Raw genomic sequence first — 19,769 nt, 5'->3', positions numbered from 1 at the left:
GATCACCGCCTGCAGTGAGAAAAGGGCAGGTCGGCTTCCTCGTCATCGTCCGGAACGAGAACGAGAACGACCGGCTGACGGGACGCGGCCGGGGCGGACTGGGTGGCGTCTGCCACTGGCGTCGCAGCGCTGTGCATAAGAAATGTCATGGAAAGGGTCTACCTCTCGGGCCGCTCCATCGCGCGCGTGCTAACAAAACCCGTGCACATTCGGTTCGGCAATGCGCCATTTGCTCACACAACGCATGCACGGCTCGTCAACGACGGGCAGCGGGAGTGCATGGATTCCGTTAGGCCCCGGCTGGCGGCGCGTATACGTCACTAGCGTCAGAGCGTGACCACGCAACAACCTCTCCCCGGCGCCGGACAGCCGCGCAACATCTCTCCATTCGCCCGTGAGCTCTTCCGTCGGGCGGTGGAGGGCGAGCACCGGTGGGGGCGCATAGACGTGAGCCCCAGCATCCGCTCTGGGTGGGTGAGCACGCGGCTGAGCGTCTATCCGCCAGGAACGACTGCTGGCGAACGACGTGCGCTGCATTTCCACCGGTCGTGGCCACTGTCAGGGGCATTCTTCACCCTGGCCGTCGCTATGGTTCTCGCCCCATGGCCGCCCGTGCTCGTCGCAACGACTGCGGTCGCACTCTATTGCGCTGGCCTGTGGGCCGCCGCAACGATGACCAGGGACGTGCGTGCCGGCATCCGTTCGATCGCCGTTGCGGAGTTGGCCACGGTCAGGGGAGCCGAAGTCGTCGGCGATGTCGAGCGCCTGCGCGCAACGGTCCGTCAGCTCACCGCGCTCGATACGCTGCTTTCCATCGGCGCGATCGATGCGGTCGACCATGAGGCGCGGCTCACGGCCATTTACGACGCCCTGCCCACAGTGCAAGGTTCGCCAAACACCTAGTTCGTGTTGGCCTTCAGCCAGACCAGCGGGTTGACGTGAACGCCGTTCACTCCGCCGAGGCGAATCTCGAAGTGCAGGTGCGGGCCGGTCGACATGCCCGTTGTGCCCGTCTTGCCGATGATGTCGCCCACCTTGACCAGGTCACCGGTCTCGAACAGCATCGAACCGTGGATCATGTGCGCGTAAACGCTGGTCACGACTTCGCCGTCGATCACATGATCGATCATCATGTGCACGCCGAGGCTGCCGTTGCCGTCCTGCGTGTAGCTCACGACACCGTCTGCGATGGCCTGGATCGGCGCGCCGAGGCCTGGGTTGAAGTCCTGGCCCTGGTGGTTCGATGAACAACCGGCGCAGTCGCGGGAACCGAATTCGTCACCGACGTGCACGCCAACGGAGAACGGCCACTGGATAGTGCCGTTCGGGTTGTTCGTGAACGTGTTCTCAAGGCGAATACCGCTTGCCGCGGCGACTTCGGCGATGCTCTTGGATTCGTAGCCATCGCGTTCCACCGATGCACCGCTCGTCACCGTGCCGCTGGCAGCCACCGACAGGCTCTGCGACGGCTCCGTCTGCGACGACTTCGTGGCTTCAATGGCGGCAGCCTGCACGTCGGCCGACGACAAGAGGGCTTCGGCCGGGATCGAGGTCGACACGGCGATCAGGGCTACGACGGCCATGGCCGCGAACGATGCTCCCTGGGCGGCCAATTTGCGCATGCGGCCCGTTGGGGCGGCAGCGGTGAGTGCTACAGGCTTCGTGCGTTCAGCCGTCGCCCTGTTCCTTACAGAGGTACTGGGGCTCCAGCTGCTCGCCGGACGCTCTGCGTCAGAGACGGAGTGCGATGTGCGAGCGGATGCCTTGGCATCCGACCTCTTGAACGGAGCGAAATTGGCACGCATCGTGGGTGCTGCCGCAGCTGCCTGTGCGCGCTGCTCACGTCTCGAGGTGAACAGCAGCGGAATTTCAGTGGACGTCGTCGTCGACGGCACTTCGTTGTCTTCGGTGCCGTTACCGTGACGCACGACGGGAATAACCATCGTTTGCACCGTAACAGTGGGAACGTCAGCGGCAAAGGGGCCAGTGGGGGCCACTGCGGCCGGCACGATGACCGTCTGAGCGTCGCTGGCTGCCGGCACTGTGTCCGCGGCGGGTGAGGCCTGGGCTGCAGGTGCCGGCACTGCCGGTGCTGCGCCGCGTCGCTCGAGTTCGCGCATTTCGCGACGGGTAAGTGGCATAACCGGCGCTATGGCCACGGTTTCCGTCGGCGCAGGCACTGTCAACGCAGCTTCGACCGGCCGAGATGCCGAAGCATCAGAGGCTGAGGAGTGACGTGACAAAAGGTGAGTGCTCTCGCTAAGTGACGGGATTTAAATGCTCATCTTGGCCAACGCCAAAATAACGAATTGGTAAAAGGCTATCCCGCCAGCCACGAGACTTCAAAGGAAGAGCACGCGTTTGCCCCCAGAAAAGGGGGCGGATCACGCCTTACACTCCAGACCGGTCTCCACGACCAAATACCGCGTCGCCAGTCACTCGCTGGTCAGCGGGGGCAGAAGCCACAGGAGCAGGCGATCAGTCTTCGTCGGTCATGAATTGTGAAAAAAGTTCTGCCAGGAGGGGCTCAACCGTGTCGTAGAGATCAGGTGCCGCCGCGATCGTCAAGCTTTGGCCAGCTTTGGCTCCGTCGAAACCGCCAACGCGAGCGCCCGCTTCCGCCGCGATCAGCGCACCGGCAGCGTGGTCCCACGGGTTCAATCCACGTTCGTAATAGAGGTCCAGCCGGCCGGCTGCCACATTGCACAGGTCGAGAGCTGCTGACCCGATGCGACGGATGTCACGCACCTCGCCGATCAGGCCATGCACCACCTGGGCCTGGCGCTTGCGCCTGGCAGCCGAGTACGAGAATCCGGTGCCGATGAGGGCAAGGTTCAGGGCGACGCCGCTGGTGACTGCCAGCTTCTGGTCGCCGAGGTATGCGCCCTCCCCTGCCGCCGCTGTGAACAGTTCGCCACTGGCCGGGTTGAACACCACACCGGCCAGCGCGCTCCAGGTCTGCGGGTCGGCCTCACCGGCAACGACGGCAATACTCACCGCATAGCTCGGGATGCCGTAGAGGAAGTTCACGGTGCCATCGATCGGGTCTACGACCCACGTCAGTCCTGAGGTGCCGGACGTCGCATCCGATTCCTCGCCGTAGAAACCGTCATCGGGGCGTACCACGGCGATCAACCGACGGATGAGCACCTCTGTCTCGCGGTCTGCGTGCGTCACGATGTCTTCTGGTGCCGACTTGGACGCGGCGACCTCAACGCCCTCCTCGCGCCGGGTGCGTGCAAGCTCCCCAGCGGCGAGCGCGATCGTCGTGGCGAGGCCCAGCAGTTCAGCAGGCGTTGGCAGATCAGCAGGCGTTGGAGTCGACATGCGACCAGCGTACCCTCGCCGATTTTGCCGATCTGGTGCCCTAAGCCGTTCTGGTGCTCTAAGAAATGACAGCGAGCGGAGCTTCGTTGTGCGCGAGCGCCCGGCGAACGTCGACGGCACCCTGATACGACCGCTCATTCAACGTTGCGAGCGGAAGCACATCATCGTCGGAGAAACCGCCTCGCTGCGCCTCACGAATGAGATCCTCCGGCCTGGCCGGGTACTCCATCCCTGACAGGAAGCGGTTCATGCGCCCTGTTACGTTCATCGCCTTCCCCTTCCCTGGTGAGAAAAACCATGCGCTCGGTACAGCCCAACGTTACGCGCGGCATGGCAGGGAATCAACGGATTGACGGGAGCTCACAGTGGCTCAGGAGAAACAGCGAAGGCCCCCTGCGAATCGCTGGGGGCCTTACGTGTATTGGTGGCGAGTGAGGGATTCGAACCCCCGAATGCTGAGCAGTCTGATTTACAGTCAGATCCCTTTGGCCGCTTGGGTAACTCGCCAGTGCGCACCCGACCATATGAAAAATCACCTGACCGAAGACGCTCATCAAGAATACTCATGACTTGGCCCCCACGAGAAATTGAGAGGGCCTTCCGCGCCAAATTGGTTCCAAAATGGCGCGAAAGGGGCGATTTCGTGCTCGGTCGATAAGATCAAGCACACCCCACCCACCACGACGAGGTAACAATGGTTGGCATCGACGAGGTCGCCCGCCGCGCGGGTGTCTCCACTGCAACGGTTTCCCGCGCGCTGAGCGGCAACGGACACGTTTCCCCTCCGACGAAGCTCAAGGTCGAGACGGCTGCCGCCGACCTCGGGTACGTTGTCTCCTCGAATGCGTCGAGCCTGGCATCCGGTCGCATGAAGAACATTGGCGTCGTGGTGCCGTTCCTCAACCGCTGGTTCTTCTCCAGCGTCGTCGAAGGCGCCCAGCAATCGCTGCTGCGCAACGGCTACGACCTCACCCTCTATAACCTCACGGGTGGAGGTGAGGAACGTCGCAGCGTCTTCGAGCATTTCCTGCTGCGACAGCGAGTGGATGCCGTCATCGCCATCTCTCTCGAGCTGACCGAGAGCGAGGTCACGCGCCTGCACGCGCTGAATAAGCCGCTGGTGGGCGTTGGCGGTCCTCTTGAAGGGGTGCGCACCCTCACCATTGACGACATTGCCGTCGCGCGGCTGGCGACCGAGCATCTGCTTGCGCTTGGCCACACCCGCATCGCCCACATCGGCGGTAATAAGGACTACGACCTCGATTTCCATCTCCCGACGAACCGCCGGTTCGGCTACGAGGCTGCGCTGAATGCCGCGGGCATCCCGTTGGCCCCCGAGCTGTTCCAGCCGGCTGACTTCACCATGCGCGGTGGCTACCAGGCGGCCAAGCAACTCCTCGGCACCCCGCACAACCGACCGACGGCGATCTTCGCTGCATCGGATGAGATGGCGATGGGCACCATCCTTGCTGCCCGTGACCTCGGCCTGATCGTTCCGCGAGATGTGTCCGTCATCGGCGTCGACGACCACGACCTCGCCGACTTCTTCGGGCTGAGCACGATCGCCCAGTTCCCCAAGGGCCAGGGCCAGAAGGCCGTGGAGATCCTGATGGACCAGCTGCACCCTGGCCAGCACGACCAGTCGGGGTTGAGCACCCCAATGCCGTTTGAACTGATCGTGCGCTCCAGTACAGCCAGCCCCGCCTCGCACTGAACCTCGCACTGAACCTCGCACTGAACAGTCCGGCCCGTTCCGCCACACCAGACGCCGTCAGCGTGCGTACTCGGTAACATGGCAGGTATGGCAGATTCAACGTTCGACATCGTCAGCAAAGTCGACCAGATGGAGGCCGACAACGCCCTCCACCAGGCTCAGAAAGAGGTCGCTCAGCGCTACGACTTCAAAAACGTCGGAGCCTCGATTGAGCAGAGCGGCGACAAGGTGCTTATGAAGGCCACCAGCGAGGAGCGCGTCAAGGCGATCCTCGAGGTCTACGAAGCCAAGCTCATCAAGCGCGGCATCTCCCTGCGCAGCATCGACGCTGGTGACCCGTACCCGTCTGGCAAGGAATACCGCATCGAGTCAACGCTGAAGGCCGGCATCGACCAGGAGAACGCGAAGAAGATCAACAAGATCATTCGCGACGAGGCGCCCAAGAGCGTCAAGAGCCAGATCCAGGGCGACGAGCTGCGTGTCAGCTCCAAGAGCCGCGACGACCTGCAGGCCACCATGGCGCTGCTCAAGGGCAAAGACCTCGATGTCGCCCTGCAGTTCGTGAACTTCCGCTAGCGAGAACCGGCACTCAGCCGGCGAAGATCCGACGTGCGCCAGAGTCAAACTCGCCCAGGTCGCCGGTCTCGCCGGCTCTGTATGCCCTGCGCCCCAGGATGAGCATGTAGGCGAGGAACGCGCAGAGCGCCGCAGCGCCGATGCCGATCTTCACGGGCCATGGCCACGGCGCCGGGGTCACAAATCCTTCGATGATGCCGGAGACGAGCAGCACGAAGACCAGGCCGATCGCCACCGTGAAGAGCGCACGGCCGTCCTCGGCGAGCGCCTGCCCGCGGGTCCTGGCCCCAGGCGCAATCCACGCCCAGAAGATGCGGAGCCCGCCGGCCGCCGCCACGAAGATCGCCGTGAGCTCAAGTAGTCCGTGCGGCAGGATGTACAGGAAGAACACGTCCCCCTTGTCGTAGGCGAACATCACGGCAGCTGAGACGCCCACGTTCTGCGCGTTCTGCAGCACGATGTACGGCACATAGACGCCGAGGATGCCGAAGGCGATGCACTGCGCGGCAATCCAGGCGTTGTTCGTCCACACCTGCCCCGCGAATGACGCGGCCGGGTTCTCTGAGTAGTAGTTGACGAAGTCGTCGCTGGCCAATTTCTGCAGGTCGGCGTCCGAGCCAAAATTGGCGAGCACCCGGGGATCACTGAGGGCCCACGAGGCGTAGAGCCAGGCGACGAGAACGGTCACGACGGCAACGGCGAGCGTGATCCAGCGCAACCGGTACAGCGCGGCGGGCAGCTGCAGCAGGAAGAACTGGGGAAGCTGCGACATCAGATTCGTGCTGGTTCCGGTGAAGCGGAGCCGCGCCCGCGACAGCGCCACCGACAGCCGATCGCCCTGCACCGTGGAACCGGCGGTGGTCTTGATCGCCGAAAGCTGGGTGGCACCCGACTGGTACAACTCGATTAATTCGTCGGCTTCCGCACCCGACAAACGCCGCCGTTGGCCGAGTTCGGCGAGGCGGTCCCATTCGGCGCGATGCGCTGCCGTGTATGCGTCGAGGTCCATCTGGTTCAATAGTAGACATGGCAGACCTGCAGGTGCCCGTCCACGACGAAGATGTCCCCGGCGAGTACGAACTCGTGACGGGCGAGGCCGTCGCGCTTGATGTACGTCCGGCGAGCGTCATCCTGCGGGCAGCGGGCACCATCATCGACTGGTTCGCCTACATCGGGCTCTACCTCGCACTTGTCCTGATCGTGAGCTGGCTGTTCGCCGACTCCCTCGACGCCGCCTTCATGCAGGCGCTCTCCATCGCCGGCCTGGTGTTCGCCATCCTCATCGTGCCGACACTGGTCGAGACAGCGACCGGTGGCAGGTCCCTCGGCAAGCTAGCGGTCGGGGCGCGCATCGTGCGTGACGATGGCGGCGCCATCGGGCTGCGGCACTCGTTCATTCGTGCGCTCGTCGGGGTGATCGAGATCTACATGACCTTCGGCGGCATCGCGGCCGTGGCCGGGCTCCTCAATTCTCGATCAAAGCGCCTGGGCGATCTCCTGGCCGGAACGTACAGCCAGCACGAGCGGGTCCCCCAACTCACAAACGTGGTGTTCGGCATGCCTCCTGAGCTCAGCGCCTGGGCCGAGACAGCGGATGTCGCACCCCTGCCAGACGCCCTCACTCGCCGAATCTCGCAGTTCCTCCAGCAGGCAGCCAAGCTCAGCCCCACGAGTCGGGCGCGCATCGGCGCAGAACTGGCCCATGAAGCCACACCTTTTGTCTCACCTGTCCCGCAGTGCCACCCGGAGGCCTTCCTTGCCGGTGTCCACGCTCTGCGCCGCGAACGTGAATACACGGCACTCATGCTGGAGCGAAACCAGCTGAGCCGGTTACGCCCCGTGCTCACCGGGCAACCCCACGACTTCCCCACCCGCTGACGCCGGTTCAGGCGTGCGCACCGCTTCGTGGATCAGTGCGGGAGCGGGCTTGCGTCGGATAACAAGGAACATCCCGAATAGCGTCAGCGTCATGCCTGCGATCTGAAAGGGTGTGGGGACCGCTGCCAGGTGTAGCGCCGCAGAGCTGGCTCCGACCAAAACCGGAGTGGCGAGCCCGAGGAGCGCCACGTACGAGGGCCCGCTCGTCACGAGGAGCCGATGCTGGAGGAGATAGACGGGGACGTAAATCACGAAACCGAGGAACGCCAGCATCCCGATCGACGACCAGTTGACGCTGTCGCCAGCCGCAACCCGCATCGCGCCCCAGACCGCGAGAGGAATGGCGCCCACCCCAAAGATCGGCAGGATCCGCGGAGCCATCGCTCCCTGATACCCACGGTTCACCCTCGCGAAGTACAGGGTGTAGAACACCATCGACAACATTGCCGCGACTGCGACACAGGCACCGAGCCCGACTCCCTGAGCTGTCGCGTCCGAAAGCTGGGGAAGAACGTAGCCAACGGCGCCTGTGACCGCGAGGGTCGTTCCAGCGATCACGCGTGCTGGCGGGCGAGTGCGGGTCGTGAGCGCTTCGGCGACCAGGACCACGGCCGGCGTGAGCGCCATGACCAAGGTTGGCAGCGCGGGGCCGCTCAGGCTGATTGCAACGGTTGACAGTACCGTATAGGCACTCACGCCGGTCAGCGCGAGGAGCACCACCTGCCACCAGCGGTATCGGGATGGGGTCGCACGGGAGGAATCGTCGTTTCTCGAAGACGATGGCGTTCTGGACACCGACCACCACGTGAGGGCCAGCAAACCCATGACGGTGAACCCCGTCCGCCCCGCCGACACAATCGCCGTACTGGCTTCATGAAGTGACGCTCCGACAATCAGCCACGTCGACGCCAGAAGCACCACCAGTGCGGCAGACTCCCCCACCGATCGCGCCGTGCGGCCGCTCGCGTTCACGCCTCGATTCGTTCCGCAGATGTGCCGGACATTCGTGCTCGCTTCCACGTCGTTGTTCGCTGGGCCAATCATCGTTCGTCGACACAGCATTCGCCTAATGGAACGTGCTCATCGAGTTCTCAAACGTGGTTTTGTATCAACCAATCGACGTTCGTGCTTCGCCATTGCTTTATTTCAGTGGTTTGTAACAAAGATATTAAGAAGTTGTTTCGGGTTTCGATAGGGGGTTACATAACCTGCTAGCTTTACCTTCACCGCATCACGTGCTGCGGGAAAGAGAGAGCTCATCATGGTTGCCCCCAGTCCCGCAGACATCCGTCATGCGAACGCACTCACCTGCGTTCATGTGCTTCGAACCTCCGCCGGCCCGCTGACAATCAGTGATATCGCCCAGCGCACCGGGCTCTCCCGCCCGACGGTGGACGCCGTCATTGCCGGGCTTGAGGTACACGGAGTCGTCGCTGGCGCCTCTGCCGATTCGTCGACCGCGAGCGGCGGGCGTCCGGCACGCCGCTTCCAGTTCCAGGCCGACAGCGCGATCGTGGCCGGCGTCGATGCAGGGCCACGCAACATCCGCGTTCTGCTGGCCAACCTGCAGGGCACTGTGATTGCACGCGCAGAACGAATGATCGAGGGTGCCCCCACTGCCAGCCAGCGGATGGAGCTCGTCGCTGAGACCGTCAGGGACGCGTACACCGCCTCCGGCGTTGGCGCGGGAAAGCTCAAGGCACTCTGCCTCGGGGTGTCGGGCATCATGGGCTTCGACAACAAGCTCTCGCACAGCTTTGCCGTGCCTGAGTGGAACGGCGCCGACATTGCCCAGCGCCTCGGCGCCACCTTCGACTGTGATGTCGTCCTCGAGAACGACATCAAGCTCGCGGCCTTCGCCGAGCACCACATGGGCGCCGCGCAGCTGGTCGACAATACCCTGTACGTACAGATCGGCAACCGCATCTCTCTCGCGCTTACGCGGGACGGTGGCATCTACCAGGGCGCGCATCGCAGCGCAGGCGAGGTGGGCAGCCTCCGCGGTATGCACTGGACGAAGAATTCAGTGCAGGGGCAGCTCGTCTGGACGAGCGCGCCGACTGCCGAGCAGGTTTTCGCAAAGGCCCTCGCCGGCGATGCGGACGCGTTGGCCGAAATCACGCAGCTCGCAGTCGAGATCGCTCCGCGCCTCACCACCGTCAGCCTGGCGCTCGACCCCGACCTGATCGTGGTCGGCGGCGGGCTTTCCCAGTCTGGGGGGCTCTTCGTTGAGCTACTGCGCACCGAGATCCACCGTCTCATCATGATCGAGGGCAAACCGAATGTCGCCGCGTCGACGCTCGGCTCAGATGGCACAGTGCTCGGCTCCCTGGCACTTGCCTTCGAGAGCGCATCAACGCGCCTCTTCGGCATCGACGGAGTTCCTGTGCCAGACATCAGCGTCGGGGACAACGCGTGAGCGCCGCAGACCTCCGCGTCGCCCTGGTCGGCGTCGGGGCACGTGCCGCCATTGGTAACTGGGTCGCCGCAGACGGCAACCGGGCAGAACTCGTCGCCGTCGCTGACGTGCGCCCCGCAGCGGCACAACGGGCACGCGACCTCTTCGGCGACTCCGTCGAATTCGTCACGGACTACCGCACACTGCCGCAGCTCAACATCGATGCGGCCATCGTCACGGTTCCAGACGATGCCCACGCAGAGGTTGCCGAATACCTGTTGCGTGCCGGCATCGCCGTGTACCTCGAGAAGCCACTCGCCATCTCCCTGCCAGACGCCGACAACATCCTGCGTGCCGCCTACGAATCGGGCAGCAAGCTCTACATCGGCCACAACATGCGTCACATGAGCGTCGTCCGCCAACTGCGCGACATCGTGCAGAGCGGTGCAATCGGCGAAGTGAAAGCCGTCTGGTGCCGGCACTTCGTCGGCAACGGCGGTGACTACTACTTCAAGGATTGGCATGCAGAGCGCGAGCATGTCGGCACGCTGCTCCTCCAGAAGGGCGCGCACGACATCGACGTCATCCACTGGCTTGCCGGTGCGTACACCGAGCGGGTCACCGGTATGGGCGACCTCGCCGTGTACGGCGACGTAACCTCACGGCGTGACAACACCGACCGGCTGATGGGCGACTGGTTCAGCCACGACAACTGGCCCCCTGAGGAGCAGACAGACCTGAACCCTGTCATCGATGTCGAAGACATCTCGATGATCCAGATGCGGCTCACCAACGGCGTTCTGGCCTCCTACGAACAGTGCCACTTCACTCCTGACTATTGGCGCAACTACACCGTGATCGGCACACGCGGCCGGGTCGAGAACTTCGGGGATTCAGCCGGCGGTGTCATCCGTGTCTGGAACAAGCGCCACAACTATCAAGAACAGGGCGACCTGGAGTTTTCCATCGGAGGTGACGAGCACGGCCACGGTGGTGCCGACCAGCTCACGATGGCTGAGTTCCTGCGGTTTGTGCGTGAGGGCGGGGCGACCGAGACGTCGCCTGTCGCCGCGCGTCAGGCCGTTGCGACGGGTATCAAAGCCGCGGAGTCACTGCGCGACGGATCGATGCCACACGTGATCGAGCCGTTGCCGGAGCAGCTGCTTCGGTATTTCGACAATCACCAAACTGCATCCGGGTAGACGGCTCTGCCGCAACGCCTCGCAGATCACCGAACAACCAACGTAATAAGGAGTATCGAATGCGCCTGTTTCGAACAACGGTAGGAGTGGCCGCACTGGCACTTCTGCTGACGGGCTGTGCCACATCGGCGACCGGCAACGCGTCAAGCGGGATCGACACCGACACAGCCCCGGCCGACGTCAAGGGTAAAATCTCGTACGCGATCTGGGACATCAACCAGGAACCTGCGATGAAAGAACTCGTCGCCGACTTCAACAAGACCTACCCGAACGTCGATGTATCGGTAGACGTCACCGCATACGGTCAGTACTTCACCAAGCTGCAGACCCAGGGCTCGTCCGGCACGCTGCCCGACGTGTTCTGGATGAACGGCCCGAACTTCCAGCTGTTCGCGTCCAACGACCTGCTCGCACCCGTTGAGCCGTTCGCCGACGCCGACCTGATCGACCCGGCCAACTACCCGACGGCCATGAACGACATCTACACCTACGACGGTGAGCAGTTCGGCGTGCCGAAGGACTTCGACACCATCGCCGTCTTCTACAACAAGAAGATCCTCGAGCAGGCCGGCGTCGCCGCGCCGACGGAGGACTGGACGTGGGACGACTACCACGCAGCCGCCAAGAAGATCTCCGACACCCTGGGCGACCAGGGCATCGTTGGCTCCGGTGACAACTACGACAACCAGGCCATGGTCTACCCGGCAATCCTGAGCAACGGCGGCACCATCCTCGAAGACGGCGTCTCCGGCTACGACGACCCGAAGACCATCGAGGCACTGCAGTTCTGGGCCGACATGGTCGCAGACGGCTCGATGCTCTCACCGGCTCAGAACGCCGACACCTCTGGTCTCACCAAGTTCCTCAACGGCCAGGCCGGACTCGTCTGGACGGGCAACTGGCAGGTCTCCGGCCTGCTCGAGTCCGTCGTCGCCGACGACGTGACCACTGCGCCGCTGCCGCTGTCCCCTGCAGGCAAGCGCGAGACCGTCATCCACGGTGTCGGCAATGCGCTGAGCGCGAAGTCTGCCGGTGACCCCGCAGCGCAGGCGTTCTTCACCTACCTCGCCTCGAAGGAAGCTGCCGTCATCCAGGCAGAATCCGGCGTCGCCAACTCGGCATTCACCGGAACACAGCAGACCTTCGTCGACTCGGTTCCCGGCTACAACCTGCAGGTGTTCCTTGACGCTGCCACCGACTACGCCGTCGCTTACCCGGTGTCAAAGAACACGAGCGCCTGGAACAAGCTCGAAGGCGCGTTGCTTCCAGAGGCATTCTCTGGGCAGCGCCCGGTCGCCGAGGTCGCACAGGACCTCGCTGACCAGATGAACGAAGCACTGACCAAGGAGAAATAGGAACCATGGTCATCACGAAGGAAGGGGCGGGCGCAGCTGTCGCGTCCGCCCCGGCGACGGGCAAGGCATCCGGTGCGCCCGTAGCGCGCAAAAAACGCCCCATCGATGGGTACTGGCCGGTGTTGTTCGTGCTCCCGCTCTTCGTGGGTGTGGCACTGTTCTACCTCTGGCCCCTCCTGCAGTCGTTCTACTTCAGCTTCACCGAATGGGGAGCTTTCGGTGGAACAACCTGGATCGGCCTCGACAACTACGTGCGGCTCGCTGCTGACCCACAGGTCGGCCGGGCGATCGCCAACACGCTGATCTACACGGTCATCCTGCTCCTCGGCATCCCGATCGCTGTCGGCTTTGCGAGCCTGCTGAACCAGCCGGGCCTCAAGTTCGCGATGGTCTATCGCACCTGCTTCTTCCTGCCGTATGTGGCCATGCCGACCGCCATCTCCATGGTCTGGAAGATCATCTACAACCAGGAGTACGGCGTCATCAACTCGGCTCTTCGCGTTGTGGGCATCGAAGGCCCTGCGTGGATTTCCACCGAGTGGTTCTCTCTCATCGCCGTCGCGGTGATGGGTTTGTGGATGTCGATCGGGTTCAACATGATCATCCTCTCTGCCGGGCTGAAGAGCATCCCGCCAGAACTGTATGAGGCCGCTTCAATCGATGGCGCGAGCCGGTGGCGACAGTTCGGCTCCATTACGGTGCCGCTGCTCAGCCCATCCATCTTCTTCCTGTCCGTCATGACGCTGATCAGTGGATTCCAGCTTTTCGACATGCTCTACGCCCTCCTCGGCCCGAGCAACCCCGTGATGCCGAAGACGCAGTCGCTCGTCTTCCTCTTCTACGATGCAGCCTTCCTCACCAACGAGAAGGGCTACGCGTCAGCTATCGCCATGTTCGTCCTCGTGATCATCGCGGTCTTCACGTTCTTCCAATTCCGACTTCAGCGCAGATGGGTTCACTATGTCGACTGAAACTCTCTCCCGCGCGATACACGCGGAACCGACACGGCGAAACCGTGTGAAGGCGTCGCGGGGCACCGTCAACCACGGCAGCAACTGGATCGCGCACACGATCTTGATCATCGCCTCAATCGTCATGATCTTCCCGTTCGTTTGGCAGATCAAGATGTCTATCTCCACGGAGGCGGAGATCACCTCGATCCCGCCGAACCTCTGGCCATCGGGCATCGAGTGGGAGAATTACGCAGAAGTCTTCCAGCGGCTGCCGTTCCTCAGCCAGTTCTGGGTCTCCATCGGCATCACAGCGCTCCGCACCCTCGGCCAGGTCGTCATGTGCTCGATGGCCGGCTATGCATTCGCCAGGATGCAGTTCAAATTCAAGGGCCTGCTGCTCGGGCTGATCCTCTCGATCCTGATGGTGCCCGGCCAGGTATACCTGATCCCGCAGTACCAGATCGTGCAGAACCTCGGCCTGCTCAACACCATCATCGGTATCGCAGCTCCCGGCCTCTTCAGCGCGTTCGGCACGTTCATGATGATGCAGTTCTTCAAGACGATGCCCACAGAGCTGGAGCAGGCAGCCAGGCTCGACGGCTGCAACAGCTGGCAGATCTTCTGGCGTGTCATGCTGCCACTGGCCAAGCCGGGCATCGTCTCGCTGGCGATCATCACCATCCTGGCGTCGTGGAACGACCTGTTGTGGCCGCTCGTCGTGGCCAGCACTCCTGAATCCATGCCGCTCTCCGTCGGGCTCGCCACCCTGCAGGGCTACCGCGGAAGCGTGCACATCGGCGTGATGATGGCGGCCTCGCTCCTGGCGATGGCACCCATCCTCATCGCTTTCATCCTGTTGCAGCGTCGAGTCGTCGAAGGCATCGCCTTCTCCGGCCTGAAGTAAGAGAGAAATTCATGAACACCACGCCTACAGGCGCGTCCGCCCCGGCATTCGTCGTCGGACTGATCGGAGCCGGCGGTATCTCACGGGTGCACGCCCCAGCGTGGAAAGCCCTGGGCGCCCACGTGCTCGTCTACTCAGAGGTCGGAGCCGCCGAGCTGGCTGAGCAGTTCGGCCTTGAGGTCGTCGACACCTTTGACGAGGTACTGCGCCGTGCCGAGTTCATCGACATCGTCACCCCGACGCCGACGCACAAGTCGATCGCGTTGGCGGCCATCGCGGCCGGCAAGCAGGTCGTCTGCGAGAAGCCGCTGACGCTGACCGCTGCCGATTCCCGCGAGGTGCACGCAGCAGCGATGGAGGCCGGCGTTCAGCTGTATCCGGCTCACGTCGTGCGGTTCACCGCCCCGTACGCTGCCGCTCACCGCGCGGTAGCGGCGGGCAAGATCGGGCAGGTCGCCGTTGCGCGATTCTTCCGTGAGGGTTCGAGTCCCGGCATCGGAACCTGGTTCCAGGACCAGGCCGCGTCAGGCGGCATCGTGATGGACCTGATGATCCACGACTTCGACCAGGCCCGCTGGACCTGCGGCGAAGTCGAGACCGTGTATGCGGTGCAGAACCCGCCGACGATCGACAATGTCATCCCTCCGTTCGTCTCTGCGCACGTCACGCTGACACACGTCGGCGGCGCCATCTCGCACATCCACGCCACGTGGGGTGCGCTGGGCACCAAGTTCAAGACCGGCTTCTCCATCGCGGGCGACAAGGGCGTCATCTCGTACTCATCGCTCGACAACAATGGCTTCACCGCCGAGCTGCAGACGCCTGACGAGGCGAACCTGGTCATCCCATCGTCGTCGCTGCGTGAGAGCCCATACCTCACGGAGATCCGCGAATTTGCCGATGCTTTCAGGGGCGGTCCCGTGCCGCGGGTCACGGCAGAGGACGGTGCCATTGCGGTGTACCTGTCTGAAGCAGCCCAGGAATCCCTGGCGACCGGGCAGGTCGTCACCATGTCGAAGTTTGCATCGAAGGCAGAGGTAGCAGCATGACCGCCCCGGCAACACTGAAAATTGCCATTGCGTCATTCGCGCATGTGCACGCGGCCGGCTATGCCTCTGCTCTCGCCGCGATGCCGGGCATCCAGGTCCTCACCGCAGATCCCGACGGCGCTGCTGCACCGGATGCCGCGCTGCGCGGGGCCGCTCTGGCAGCCTCACTGGGTGTCGACTATGTCGACAGCTACGACGAGCTCTTCGCCTGGAAGCCGGATGCGGTCGTGATCACGAGTGAGAACTCACGCCATCGTGCGCTCGTCGAGCAGGCCGCGGCGGCCGGGGTGCATGTCTTGTGCGAGAAGCCGCTGGCCACAGAGGTCGCCGACGGCGAAGCCATGGTTGCCGCCTGCGCGGCGGCCGGCGTCATCCTGATGATCGCGTACCCGGTGCGCTTCGCTCCCCAGTTCACGGCACTGCGCGGCTATCTCGATGCTGGTCGTTTGGGCGAACCGTTCGCCGTCTTTGGCACAAACAACGGCAAGATCCCGATCGACTCCCGTCGATGGTTCACCGACAGGGAGCTCTCCGGCGGCGGCGCTCTCGTCGACCATGTCGTGCACTGCGCCGACCTGATCGATGTCATCACCGACGGCGCGCGCGCACGCACGGTGTACGCGGCGGCCAACAGCATCCTGCATGCAGACAAGGGTGTTGATGTTGAGACCGGCGGCCTGGTGACGATCACCTATCCGAGCGGCCTCATCGCCACGATCGACTGCTCATGGAGCCAGCCAGACAACGCCCCGACCTGGGGCGGAGTGACACTGCAGGTGACGGGAACCCTCGGTTCCGTCGAGGTCGAGCCCTTCGCAGAGCACGTCGGCGGCCAGGGCGTCGGGGGCGGCATCCGCCTCGGCTTTGCCACCGACGTCGACAGCCTGCTGCTGACCGAGTTCCTGCGCGCGGTGCAGCTCTCCGGAGCGCCGACCCCCGGCGAAGCTCCGGCAGTACAGCCGCAGCCCGACGGCCATGTCGGGCTGCGGACGCTGGAGATCGTCGACGCGGCACGTCGCTCGGCGCTCTCCGGCACACCGATCACCATCGCGTAGCTCGCTCAACCGCCCAGCCCACTGCACGTCAGCCCCACCGCACTAAGGACACCTGATGAAAGCCCTCCTCACGTCGGCGACCGGTCCCGGTCTCGAACTTGTCGACCGTCCGGAACCGATCGCCGGCGAGACCGAGGTCACGATTCGGGTGATGCGCACCGGAATCTGCGGCACCGACCTGCACATCGAGTCGTGGGACAACTGGGCGCAGAGCATGATCACGGCACCGCTGGTGCCTGGTCACGAGTTCTATGGCGAGGTCATCGCTGTCGGACAGAGTGTGCGCGATGTGAAAATCGGCGACCGGGTGTCGGCAGAGGGGCACGTGGTCTGCGGCATCTGCCGCAATTGCCGGGCAGGCCGCGGCCACATGTGCATCCGCACCGTCAGCGTCGGCGTGCAACGTGACGGCGCGTTCGCCGAGATGGTCGTGATCCCGGAGAGCAATGTGTGGGTGCACCACGCGGATGTGACCCCAACGCTGGGCGCGATCTTCGATCCGTTCGGAAATGCCGTCCACACCGCACTGAAGTTCCCGGTGGTGGGCGAAGACGTACTGATCACGGGCGCAGGCCCCATCGGCCTGATGGCGACCGCGGTTGCCCGCCACGCCGGCGCCCGATTCATCGTCGTCACCGACGTGTCCCCCGCCCGCCTTGAGCTGGCCCGTGGAATGGGAGCAGACCTCGCCGTCGACGTGCGCTCAGCCGATGTGGCCGGCGCGCAACGAGAGCTCTGCATGCGCGAGGGCTTCGACGTCGGTCTTGAGATGTCGGGAAACCCGAGGGCTCTCCCCGAGATGATCACCAACATGAACCACGGCGGATCCATCGCGCTTCTCGGCTTGCCGAGCGCACCCATCGACGTCGACTGGGCGACTGTCGTGAGCCACATGATCACCCTCACCGGGATCTACGGCCGCGAGATGTTCGAGACATGGAATGCCATGAGCGCCATGCTTCAGTCAAGCGTTGCCCTCCGCGAGTCGATCACCTCGGTTGTGACCGACGAGCTTCCGGCATCAGACTGGCAGCGCGGCTTCGATCTTGCACGCGCCGGTGGCGGCGGCAAGGTCGTGCTCGACTGGACCCAGCTCTAAACACGAAGGAACACGATGACATACGCAACGGTGCAGGACAGCCTCCAGGGCGAGCTCGATGACATCAAGGCCAGCGGCCTGTACAAGGCGGAGCGGGTGATTGCCTCCGCGCAGTCAGCTCGCATCACGGCGGGGAACGCCGGCGCCGATGCGGCGAGCGTGCTCAACTTCTGCGCCAACAACTACCTGGGCCTGGCGAACCACCCCGCAATCATCCAGTCGGCCAAGGACGCCATGGACACCCGTGGGTTCGGCATGGCCAGTGTGCGGTTCATCTGCGGCACGCAAGACCTCCACCTCGAGCTCGAGCAGCGGATGTCGCGCTTCCTCGGCACCGACGACACCATCCTGTTCTCGTCGTGCTTCGACGCCAACGGTGGTGTCTTCGAGGTCATCGCGGGCGCCGACGACGCCATCATCTCCGATGCACTGAATCACGCATCGATCATTGACGGTATCCGCTTGTCGAAGGCAGCCCGCTACCGGTACCGCAATACGGATATGGCTGACCTCGAGGCGAAGCTCATCGAGGCTGCAGGTGCCAGGCGGCGCGTGATCGTCACCGACGGTGTGTTCTCAATGGATGGGTCGCTCGCTCCCCTGGCCGAGATCTGTGCCCTGGCGGATCGGTACGACGCGCTCGTGATGGTCGACGATTCCCACGCGGTCGGCTTCATGGGCGCTGGCGGACGCGGCACCCCAGAGCTCGCCGGTGTTGGCTCTCGGGTGGACATCTACACGGGCACCTTCGGGAAGGCGCTTGGCGGCGCATCCGGCGGCTACGTCAGTGGACGGGCTGAGATCGTGGAGTTGCTGCGCCAGCGTGCGCGGCCATACCTGTTCTCCAACAGCCTGGCTCCGGCCATTGTCGCGGCAACGCTGACGGCGCTCGACCTGGCAGAGGACGCCACCGAGCTGCGGACACGCCTGCACGAGAACGCAGCCCTGTTCCGGTCGAGGATGGCGGACGAAGGCTTCGACCTGCTCCCCGGTGAGCACCCGATCGTGGCTGTGATGTTCGGCGATGCCGCAGCGGCCACCCGGATCGCGACCGACATGCTTTCCCGCGGAGTCTTCGTGACCGCCTTCAGCTTCCCCGTAGTCCCGCGCGGAGAAGCCCGCATTCGCGTGCAGCTGTCCGCCGCACACTCCCCCGCCGACGTAGAGACCTGCGTGAGCGCCTTCGTGGCGGCCAGGGCGGCGACCACCACCACCGCCTCGACGGCGTAACGCCCGCCCCAGCGCGGCCGATACCGAACCCCGTTAGTCAGTTACACCCGAACGTCCCCAGGCTGCCGTCGCCCAGGCACGCACCACTGCTGCTGCAGCACTTGGTGGTGTCTCGTGGTCCTTCTACAGGATCGTTCCGGTCACCGTGGTTTCTGTCACGGTCGGCGGCGTCGCGGTGACGTCATAGACCCGAATCCAGACAGGTCGGACAACGACGACGGCAAACCCACTCGACTGCGCGCGCGATCCAGGAAGTTGTCGGTTGTATTCCGCGCCAAACGAGTCCCGCTCGGCGCCTTGGACGATAGCTGCGATCCCTTCTATCTGAACCGAAACGCCACCGACCGTGCCTGCCACAATCGCAACTCGGTCAGTCGAGCGAAGATTCACGATCTTTCGGGCGTCCTCATGACTGTTGAAAAGCAGTGTGCCGTCGTCGAGGATGGCGAGCCCAACTAGTGCTGCTTCTGGTTGCCCGCTCGAGGTGACCGTGGCGACAACGCCGCGACCGGCAGCGCGAATGAACGCAACGACGGTGGCGAGATCATTCGCGTTTACAGCCATGCCACAGGATAACAACGTCTCTCACCGCCGAAACGCACAAGCGCCGCAGCGGCGCGAGTTCGCGCCGTCGTCTCACGGGCCCACAGCTACCCGCCACCCGGCACAATGTCGTGCGGCGCGGGTTGAACGCAGCTGCGCGCACTCTGCAGTGCCCGCATACCTGCGTTCGATGAGCGCGGCGCCCCAGTGAGCCCCGCCGGCGCACTTGCACCGTCGCGTCGCGGTCACGAGGACAGGACGGATCAGCCTGCTGTCACCGGATACCGGATAGTTTCGCTCGGTCCACCACGCTCATCCTGTATCCGCACCGCCTGGCAGCCTTCGCCCGCCGGCCTGGTGGCCTCGCCGGCTGTCCGGAGTGGTGGGTGTGGCGGGGTGCCGAGTTATGGGGGTGTGGGGGAGGACCAGAGACCTCGGAGGGGCTTTCCCCCCCCCCCCTTTCTTCGCTTTGGAGGCCCCCCCACC

General features: G+C 64.0%; 20 protein-coding genes and 1 tRNA gene. 13 read left to right on the top strand and 8 right to left on the bottom strand.

Annotated features, from left to right (window positions below):
- Positions 1–2: 2 nt before the first annotated feature.
- Positions 3–149 carry a hypothetical protein gene (locus AC25Z0_RS10250; protein ID WP_488133150.1) on the bottom strand — a complete coding sequence of 49 codons (147 nt, stop codon included), beginning with the start codon at positions 147–149 and terminating at the stop codon, positions 3–5.
- A gap of 184 nt (positions 150–333) precedes the next feature.
- Between AC25Z0_RS10250 and AC25Z0_RS10245 the strand changes: the two genes are divergently transcribed.
- The gene (locus AC25Z0_RS10245; RefSeq protein ID WP_488133149.1) at positions 334–903 is read left to right on the top strand and encodes a DUF6611 family protein; all 570 of its coding nucleotides are present in this window, start codon (positions 334–336) and stop codon (positions 901–903) included.
- Here AC25Z0_RS10245 and AC25Z0_RS10240 read toward each other — a convergent pair.
- The 4 genes from AC25Z0_RS10240 to AC25Z0_RS10225 form a co-directional block, all read right to left on the bottom strand.
- Positions 900–2,141 carry a M23 family metallopeptidase gene (locus tag AC25Z0_RS10240; RefSeq protein ID WP_488133148.1) on the bottom strand — a complete coding sequence of 414 codons (1,242 nt, stop codon included), beginning with the start codon at positions 2,139–2,141 and terminating at the stop codon, positions 900–902. The two genes, AC25Z0_RS10245 and AC25Z0_RS10240, sit on opposite strands and share 4 nt — an antisense overlap.
- A 337-nt stretch (positions 2,142–2,478) precedes the next feature.
- Positions 2,479–3,327: an inositol monophosphatase family protein gene (locus tag AC25Z0_RS10235; protein ID WP_488119555.1), complete on the bottom strand. Its 849-nt coding sequence runs from the start codon at positions 3,325–3,327 to the stop codon at positions 2,479–2,481.
- 58 nt (positions 3,328–3,385) lie between these two features.
- Positions 3,386–3,595 carry a DUF2795 domain-containing protein gene (locus AC25Z0_RS10230; RefSeq protein ID WP_488119554.1) on the bottom strand — a complete coding sequence of 70 codons (210 nt, stop codon included), beginning with the start codon at positions 3,593–3,595 and terminating at the stop codon, positions 3,386–3,388.
- 154 nt (positions 3,596–3,749) lie between these two features.
- Positions 3,750–3,834: transfer RNA gene (locus tag AC25Z0_RS10225), tRNA-Tyr, on the bottom strand.
- 187 nt (positions 3,835–4,021) lie between these two features.
- Between AC25Z0_RS10225 and AC25Z0_RS10220 the strand changes: the two genes are divergently transcribed.
- On the top strand, positions 4,022–5,041 hold the full coding sequence (locus AC25Z0_RS10220; protein ID WP_488119553.1) for a LacI family DNA-binding transcriptional regulator: 1,020 nt from the start codon (positions 4,022–4,024) through the stop codon (positions 5,039–5,041).
- An 87-nt stretch (positions 5,042–5,128) separates the two neighbouring features.
- Complete coding sequence (locus AC25Z0_RS10215; RefSeq protein WP_414804481.1) at positions 5,129–5,617, top strand: YajQ family cyclic di-GMP-binding protein; 489 nt, start codon at positions 5,129–5,131, stop codon at positions 5,615–5,617.
- 13 nt (positions 5,618–5,630) lie between these two features.
- Here AC25Z0_RS10215 and AC25Z0_RS10210 read toward each other — a convergent pair whose 3' ends face one another.
- Positions 5,631–6,626, bottom strand: coding sequence for a stage II sporulation protein M (locus AC25Z0_RS10210; RefSeq protein ID WP_488119552.1), 996 nt, complete (start codon positions 6,624–6,626; stop codon positions 5,631–5,633).
- A gap of 17 nt (positions 6,627–6,643) precedes the next feature.
- Between AC25Z0_RS10210 and AC25Z0_RS10205 the strand changes: the two genes are divergently transcribed.
- On the top strand, positions 6,644–7,495 hold the full coding sequence (locus tag AC25Z0_RS10205) for an RDD family protein (protein ID WP_488133147.1): 852 nt from the start codon (positions 6,644–6,646) through the stop codon (positions 7,493–7,495).
- On the opposite strand, the gene AC25Z0_RS10200 is transcribed toward AC25Z0_RS10205, so the two are convergent.
- The gene (locus AC25Z0_RS10200; protein WP_488133146.1) at positions 7,448–8,467 is read right to left on the bottom strand and encodes a DMT family transporter; all 1,020 of its coding nucleotides are present in this window, start codon (positions 8,465–8,467) and stop codon (positions 7,448–7,450) included. The genes AC25Z0_RS10205 and AC25Z0_RS10200 overlap by 48 nt on opposite strands.
- Before the next feature lie 289 nt (positions 8,468–8,756).
- Between AC25Z0_RS10200 and AC25Z0_RS10195 the strand changes: the two genes are divergently transcribed.
- The 9 genes from AC25Z0_RS10195 to AC25Z0_RS10155 are packed head-to-tail and all read left to right on the top strand — an operon-like array spanning position 8,757 to position 18,740.
- On the top strand, positions 8,757–9,914 hold the full coding sequence (locus AC25Z0_RS10195; RefSeq protein ID WP_488133145.1) for an ROK family transcriptional regulator: 1,158 nt from the start codon (positions 8,757–8,759) through the stop codon (positions 9,912–9,914).
- Positions 9,911–11,095 (top strand): Gfo/Idh/MocA family protein, encoded by a 1,185-nt coding sequence (locus tag AC25Z0_RS10190; protein ID WP_488119548.1) that lies wholly within the window; start codon positions 9,911–9,913, stop codon positions 11,093–11,095. The genes AC25Z0_RS10195 and AC25Z0_RS10190 overlap by 4 nt, the downstream gene beginning before the upstream one ends.
- Positions 11,096–11,154: 59 nt before the next feature.
- On the top strand, positions 11,155–12,450 hold the full coding sequence (locus tag AC25Z0_RS10185; protein WP_488119547.1) for an ABC transporter substrate-binding protein: 1,296 nt from the start codon (positions 11,155–11,157) through the stop codon (positions 12,448–12,450).
- A gap of 5 nt (positions 12,451–12,455) precedes the next feature.
- Positions 12,456–13,421, top strand: a complete 966-nt coding sequence (locus AC25Z0_RS10180; RefSeq protein WP_488119546.1) for a carbohydrate ABC transporter permease — start codon at positions 12,456–12,458, stop codon at positions 13,419–13,421.
- Positions 13,422–13,467: 46 nt separating this feature from the next.
- Positions 13,468–14,307 carry a carbohydrate ABC transporter permease gene (locus tag AC25Z0_RS10175; protein ID WP_488119545.1) on the top strand — a complete coding sequence of 280 codons (840 nt, stop codon included), beginning with the start codon at positions 13,468–13,470 and terminating at the stop codon, positions 14,305–14,307.
- 11 nt (positions 14,308–14,318) lie between these two features.
- Positions 14,319–15,356 carry a Gfo/Idh/MocA family protein gene (locus AC25Z0_RS10170; RefSeq protein ID WP_488133144.1) on the top strand — a complete coding sequence of 346 codons (1,038 nt, stop codon included), beginning with the start codon at positions 14,319–14,321 and terminating at the stop codon, positions 15,354–15,356.
- Positions 15,353–16,411, top strand: coding sequence for a Gfo/Idh/MocA family protein (locus AC25Z0_RS10165; protein WP_488133143.1), 1,059 nt, complete (start codon positions 15,353–15,355; stop codon positions 16,409–16,411). Before AC25Z0_RS10170 ends, AC25Z0_RS10165 begins: the two co-directional genes overlap by 4 nt.
- 55 nt (positions 16,412–16,466) lie before the next feature.
- Positions 16,467–17,510 carry an L-threonine 3-dehydrogenase gene (gene tdh, locus AC25Z0_RS10160; RefSeq protein WP_488119542.1) on the top strand — a complete coding sequence of 348 codons (1,044 nt, stop codon included), beginning with the start codon at positions 16,467–16,469 and terminating at the stop codon, positions 17,508–17,510.
- A gap of 15 nt (positions 17,511–17,525) precedes the next feature.
- Positions 17,526–18,740, top strand: coding sequence for a glycine C-acetyltransferase (locus AC25Z0_RS10155; RefSeq protein WP_488133142.1), 1,215 nt, complete (start codon positions 17,526–17,528; stop codon positions 18,738–18,740).
- Between the two features lie 123 nt (positions 18,741–18,863).
- Here the strand turns inward: AC25Z0_RS10155 and AC25Z0_RS10150 are convergent, their stop codons facing one another.
- Positions 18,864–19,304, bottom strand: a complete 441-nt coding sequence (locus AC25Z0_RS10150) for a pyridoxamine 5'-phosphate oxidase family protein (RefSeq protein WP_488133141.1) — start codon at positions 19,302–19,304, stop codon at positions 18,864–18,866.
- Positions 19,305–19,769: the final 465 nt, after the last annotated feature.

Source organism: Leifsonia sp. Y862, assembly GCF_057669585.1.
Note: the sequence above shows the minus strand (reverse complement) of the source record. Positions and strands in the feature narration are given on the sequence as shown.

Excerpts from the sequence above, each read along its gene's own strand:
- AC25Z0_RS10205 (WP_488133147.1), top strand. The coding sequence starts at position 6,644 with ATGGCAGACCTGCAGGTGCCCGTCCACGACGAAGATGTCCCCGGCGAG.
- AC25Z0_RS10195 (WP_488133145.1), top strand. The coding sequence starts at position 8,757 with ATGGTTGCCCCCAGTCCCGCAGACATCCGTCATGCGAACGCACTCACC.
- AC25Z0_RS10235 (WP_488119555.1), bottom strand. The coding sequence starts at position 3,327 with ATGTCGACTCCAACGCCTGCTGATCTGCCAACGCCTGCTGAACTGCTG.
- AC25Z0_RS10210 (WP_488119552.1), bottom strand. The coding sequence starts at position 6,626 with ATGGACCTCGACGCATACACGGCAGCGCATCGCGCCGAATGGGACCGC.
- AC25Z0_RS10170 (WP_488133144.1), top strand. The coding sequence starts at position 14,319 with ATGAACACCACGCCTACAGGCGCGTCCGCCCCGGCATTCGTCGTCGGA.
- AC25Z0_RS10230 (WP_488119554.1), bottom strand. The coding sequence starts at position 3,595 with ATGAACGTAACAGGGCGCATGAACCGCTTCCTGTCAGGGATGGAGTAC.
- AC25Z0_RS10250 (WP_488133150.1), bottom strand. The coding sequence starts at position 149 with ATGACATTTCTTATGCACAGCGCTGCGACGCCAGTGGCAGACGCCACC.
- AC25Z0_RS10165 (WP_488133143.1), top strand. The coding sequence starts at position 15,353 with ATGACCGCCCCGGCAACACTGAAAATTGCCATTGCGTCATTCGCGCAT.
- AC25Z0_RS10180 (WP_488119546.1), top strand. The coding sequence starts at position 12,456 with ATGGTCATCACGAAGGAAGGGGCGGGCGCAGCTGTCGCGTCCGCCCCG.
- tdh (WP_488119542.1), top strand. The coding sequence starts at position 16,467 with ATGAAAGCCCTCCTCACGTCGGCGACCGGTCCCGGTCTCGAACTTGTC.
- AC25Z0_RS10155 (WP_488133142.1), top strand. The coding sequence starts at position 17,526 with ATGACATACGCAACGGTGCAGGACAGCCTCCAGGGCGAGCTCGATGAC.
- AC25Z0_RS10150 (WP_488133141.1), bottom strand. The coding sequence starts at position 19,304 with ATGGCTGTAAACGCGAATGATCTCGCCACCGTCGTTGCGTTCATTCGC.
- AC25Z0_RS10240 (WP_488133148.1), bottom strand. The coding sequence starts at position 2,141 with ATGCCACTTACCCGTCGCGAAATGCGCGAACTCGAGCGACGCGGCGCA.
- AC25Z0_RS10220 (WP_488119553.1), top strand. The coding sequence starts at position 4,022 with ATGGTTGGCATCGACGAGGTCGCCCGCCGCGCGGGTGTCTCCACTGCA.
- AC25Z0_RS10215 (WP_414804481.1), top strand. The coding sequence starts at position 5,129 with ATGGCAGATTCAACGTTCGACATCGTCAGCAAAGTCGACCAGATGGAG.
- AC25Z0_RS10185 (WP_488119547.1), top strand. The coding sequence starts at position 11,155 with ATGCGCCTGTTTCGAACAACGGTAGGAGTGGCCGCACTGGCACTTCTG.